This window comes from Novosphingobium sp. FKTRR1 (assembly GCF_020404405.1).
In the GTDB taxonomy this organism is placed as follows: Bacteria; Pseudomonadota; Alphaproteobacteria; order Sphingomonadales; family Sphingomonadaceae; genus Novosphingobium.
Genome location: NZ_JAIZDA010000078.1, coordinates 1 through 3,609, shown reverse-complemented (window position 1 = coordinate 3,609; position 3,609 = coordinate 1). Strand labels below are relative to the sequence as shown.

At 56.1% G+C, this 3,609-nt stretch carries 2 protein-coding genes and 1 pseudogene; 2 read left to right on the top strand and 1 reads right to left on the bottom strand.

Annotated features, from left to right (window positions below; all coding sequences use genetic code 11):
* Together LDN95_RS22905 and LDN95_RS22900 are read left to right on the top strand one after the other, a co-directional pair.
* A pseudogene (locus tag LDN95_RS22905) lies at positions 1–106 on the top strand (IS5/IS1182 family transposase); the annotation flags it as partial.
* 59 nt (positions 107–165) lie between these two features.
* On the top strand, positions 166–1,779 hold the full coding sequence (locus LDN95_RS22900) for a TonB-dependent receptor (protein ID WP_226019808.1): 1,614 nt from the start codon (positions 166–168) through the stop codon (positions 1,777–1,779).
* 437 nt (positions 1,780–2,216) lie between these two features.
* On the opposite strand, the gene LDN95_RS22895 is transcribed toward LDN95_RS22900, so the two are convergent.
* Entirely contained in the window at positions 2,217–3,440 is a 1,224-nt protein-coding gene (locus LDN95_RS22895; protein WP_370631736.1) for a P-loop ATPase, Sll1717 family, read from the bottom strand.
* Positions 3,441–3,609 lie beyond the last annotated feature (169 nt).

The window sequence follows — 3,609 nt, the reverse complement described above, 5'->3', positions numbered from 1 at the left end:
CCTCGCCAAAGACTGGGAACGCTCCATCGAGAGCTCGACCGCGTGGGCGAATATCGCTTCTATCCGGATGCTAACCCGCAGAATTGCGCGACTTTCAGCCGCATGACAGACTTTTGAATCGGGCTCTATCAGAACTTCGCCAACTTCGATCTGCGGCGCGATTCCGTGCTGTCGCCCTATGTCGGGCCGATCGTGACGCTGGATGGCAACAACAAGTTGGCCTCGCTGCAACTCGATACCGGGCAGCACGCGGTGTCCAAGTCGCTGGGGCTGGAAGCGCAGTTCGACGTGGCGGGATGGACCATCAGCAACCGTTTGCGTTATTCGAAGAACGGCGGCGATTTCAGCCGCGCCTTCTCGTCGAGCGCCAACACGGTGTCGGCTTTTGCCGCCAGCCAGGGCGGCACCGGCGCGACCGCCAGCTATGCCACCGGACCGCTGGCCGGGCAGGCCATTCCCACCAGCCCTGCGCTCAACGGCAACGGCCTGCTGGCGCTGTACTACATCTCGTACACCCGCGTACCCTCGCTGGACGACGTGACCGACGACTTGCGCGCCTCACGCGTGTGGAAGGTGTCGGGCGGCGATCTGACCACCACCGCCGGGGTCTATTTCGCCTCGCAGACGATCCACACCGAATGGCTGCACACCGCTGTCGACATCGACGTCAACGGCAACGGCCAGACCGCGATGGTCAACATCGCCAATGCCGCTGGCGCGCCGCAGACGCTCAACGGCTATTACGCCTTTGCGCGGGGCACCAGCCTGTTCCGCCGCATCTTCAACGTGCAGTACGATGTGTTCGCGCCTTATGGCTCGGTCAATTACCACGTCGGCAAGTTCGCGGTCGGCGGCAGCTTGCGCTATGACAGCGGGCGGGTGCGCGGATCGCTGATCGGCGCGGACCTTGGCGGCGGGCGCAACGGGCTGATCTCGTACGACGTCAACGGCGACGGAGTGATCTCGGCCGCCGAAAAGCGCGTTGCCTATCTGCCGCTGACCCAGCCCGCGCCGGTCAATTACAACTACGGTTACTTCAGCTATTCGGCGGGGGTCAACTACCGCGTGGCCGAGCCGTTCTCGCTGTTCGCCCGCTATAGCCGGGGCGGGCGCGCCAATGCCGACAAGATCCTGTTCACCCCGGTGGTGAGCGCGACCGACGGCACCGTCGCCAACCCGCGCGACAAGTATGACGAGGTTCGCCAGTTGGAAGGCGGGTTCAAGTTCCGCAAGGACGGCATCACGCTGAACGCCACGGTGTTCCGCGTCACCGCCAGCGACCACAACGTGCTCAACGGCTCGGCCGCGCGCACCGACCGGTCGTACTCGGCGCACGGCGTCGAGCTTGAGGGCGGTTTCCAGCGCGGGCCGTTCAGCCTCGCCTGGGGCGCGACGTATACCAAGGCCAAGATCACCACCGACCGGCTCGACGCAACGCTGACCGGCAAGGAGCCGCGCCACCAGCCCGCGCTGAGCGTCACCGCCACGCCCGAAGTGCAAGTGGGCGACAAGGTCACGCTGGGGGCCAATGTCGTGGCGATCACCAGCAGCTATGCGCAGGATTCCAACCTGCTCAAGATGCCCGGCTTCACTACCGTCGGCGCCTTTGCCCAGTACCGCCCGGTCGAACGGCTCAGCCTGACGCTCAACGCCAGCAACCTGTTCAACACGATGGGCATTTTCGAAGTCAACCAAAGCACCGTCCCCACCAACGGCATAGGCTTCGCCCGCGCCATCGACGGCCGCACGGTAGTCGGCGCAATCAGGTTCGACTTCTAGCGCAACCTGACGCGCACCCGCGCCACCCCACCACCCGACAACGCCCCTCCCCCCCATACCAAAAAGTGTCATCCCGGCCCCGCTCCGGGATGACACTTTTTGTGTGTGGGGGGGGAGGGGGTGGGATGGTTCGTCCGCCAGAAGCTGCGCTGGGCCGTTAGCGGACCGACAGTTCCAAGCGCCTGAGGCAATATAGGCGCCATCGCCGAGGCTGCATAGTAGACGACAGGCTTCGGCAGCACGCGAGGTTCCGGTGCGGTCACTGGAAGGTCGGCTCAAGCCGAAAGCCGCTGTACATTCACGTCCACTGAATGACCCATCACGCCCGCCGACTTCCGCCTTGGTTACCCGATTTAACAATTTCTACAGACACAATGCCCGATCCCAATTAAACGAGTGGGATGAACACTTTTCAGAATGCATCCATCTTCGTCTAGTCATTTTCCGAGCTTTAGAGCACGAACTAAGCCGGGATGAACGGAATAAGGTTTTTCGTTTGCAGCGCCCAAATTAGGGGGGATCTTCGGATTTAAGACCACGGCTGTTCTATCACGAAAGCACCAATGGGCAAAGTTACCTGATTTTTCGTCAACAAATTCGTCATATCCCACAACATTCATGCTGTAAAGAAACTGCAGCAACTGCTCAGGCCCTTCCTGAAGTTCTGAAATTGTCAAAATTCTATTCCTGAGGCTTAACGAATGCTCCCGAAAAGCGCCGGTGAATTCACGCCATGAAAACCGTGATCTTCCGTGCATAAACCGAAAAAAACCAGTAAGCTCATCGAAATTCGCTTCTGAGTGGTAGAAGCCAAGGTAGTCTTTTACCTCGCCGAGCAGATAGTCTGAATAAGCCTGCTGGCAGTTTGTAAAATCTTTATCGGTAAATACATCTCCCGACGGACGATGTTCCTCAACATATTTCTTGAGAATATCCAAGTAAGAAATTACGTCACGCGGGCGATAAAAGGAATAGCGTAGGAACCCGATAAAAGGATCGTCGAGCCTTTCTGCGATACGATAATTGACAATTTTATAATTGAAATAGTGCTCCCAACCTTCACCCAATTTTAGCTCTCGACCAATTTTTTGTTGCTTTCCCAGCAAGTTGTCTGCCAAACGATAAATTCGCGATGTCCGATAATCAGAATAAGTCGTTTTCCAATCCAGAACAACTGAGTTGTCACGCATTTTGGCGTTGCTATTATGAAATTTAATTTTGTCGAAAATATCAGGCCTTAGCAGGAGGACAACTTTAATCCGTCCCTTAGAATCTCGAATTTTCGCAAAATAATCAAGATTTAGGCTCCAAACGGCATTCGCAAGACCTTTGATGCATTCGATGTATGTATCGAAGTCGATATCATCAGGACGAATGTCGACCCCATCTATAAAAACAATGTGATCTTTGCCTAACTTCAATGACCCAATAGCCTCCTTAAACTGGCGCTCTATATCCAGTAAGGTGGTTTGAAAGCCTGAGACCGCTGCCTTTACTGAGGACGAACCCTTCCCGCCCACCTCAAGGAATTTAGCGATAATCTTACCTTGTAATTCAATGTTCTCAACGAACTCTATGGCATTTACGATCTCGGGGGAAAATGCCTCTGAATAATAACTCTCAATAGCAGATCGGAGGTTTTGAAATTTACTTGAATTCAGAAGTGCGCCGCCTTCAGAATTTTCCAGATGACCTCCGATAAGGTAACTGCTCAGGAGGTTGGCAGAAAATGGTTGCGCGGTGACTCGGAGTTTGATTCACCCTGCTGATGGCCCCACCCCCGCTTCATGTGCTGAGCGAAGCTGAGAAGAACGAGCTTCTTCTGGCCCA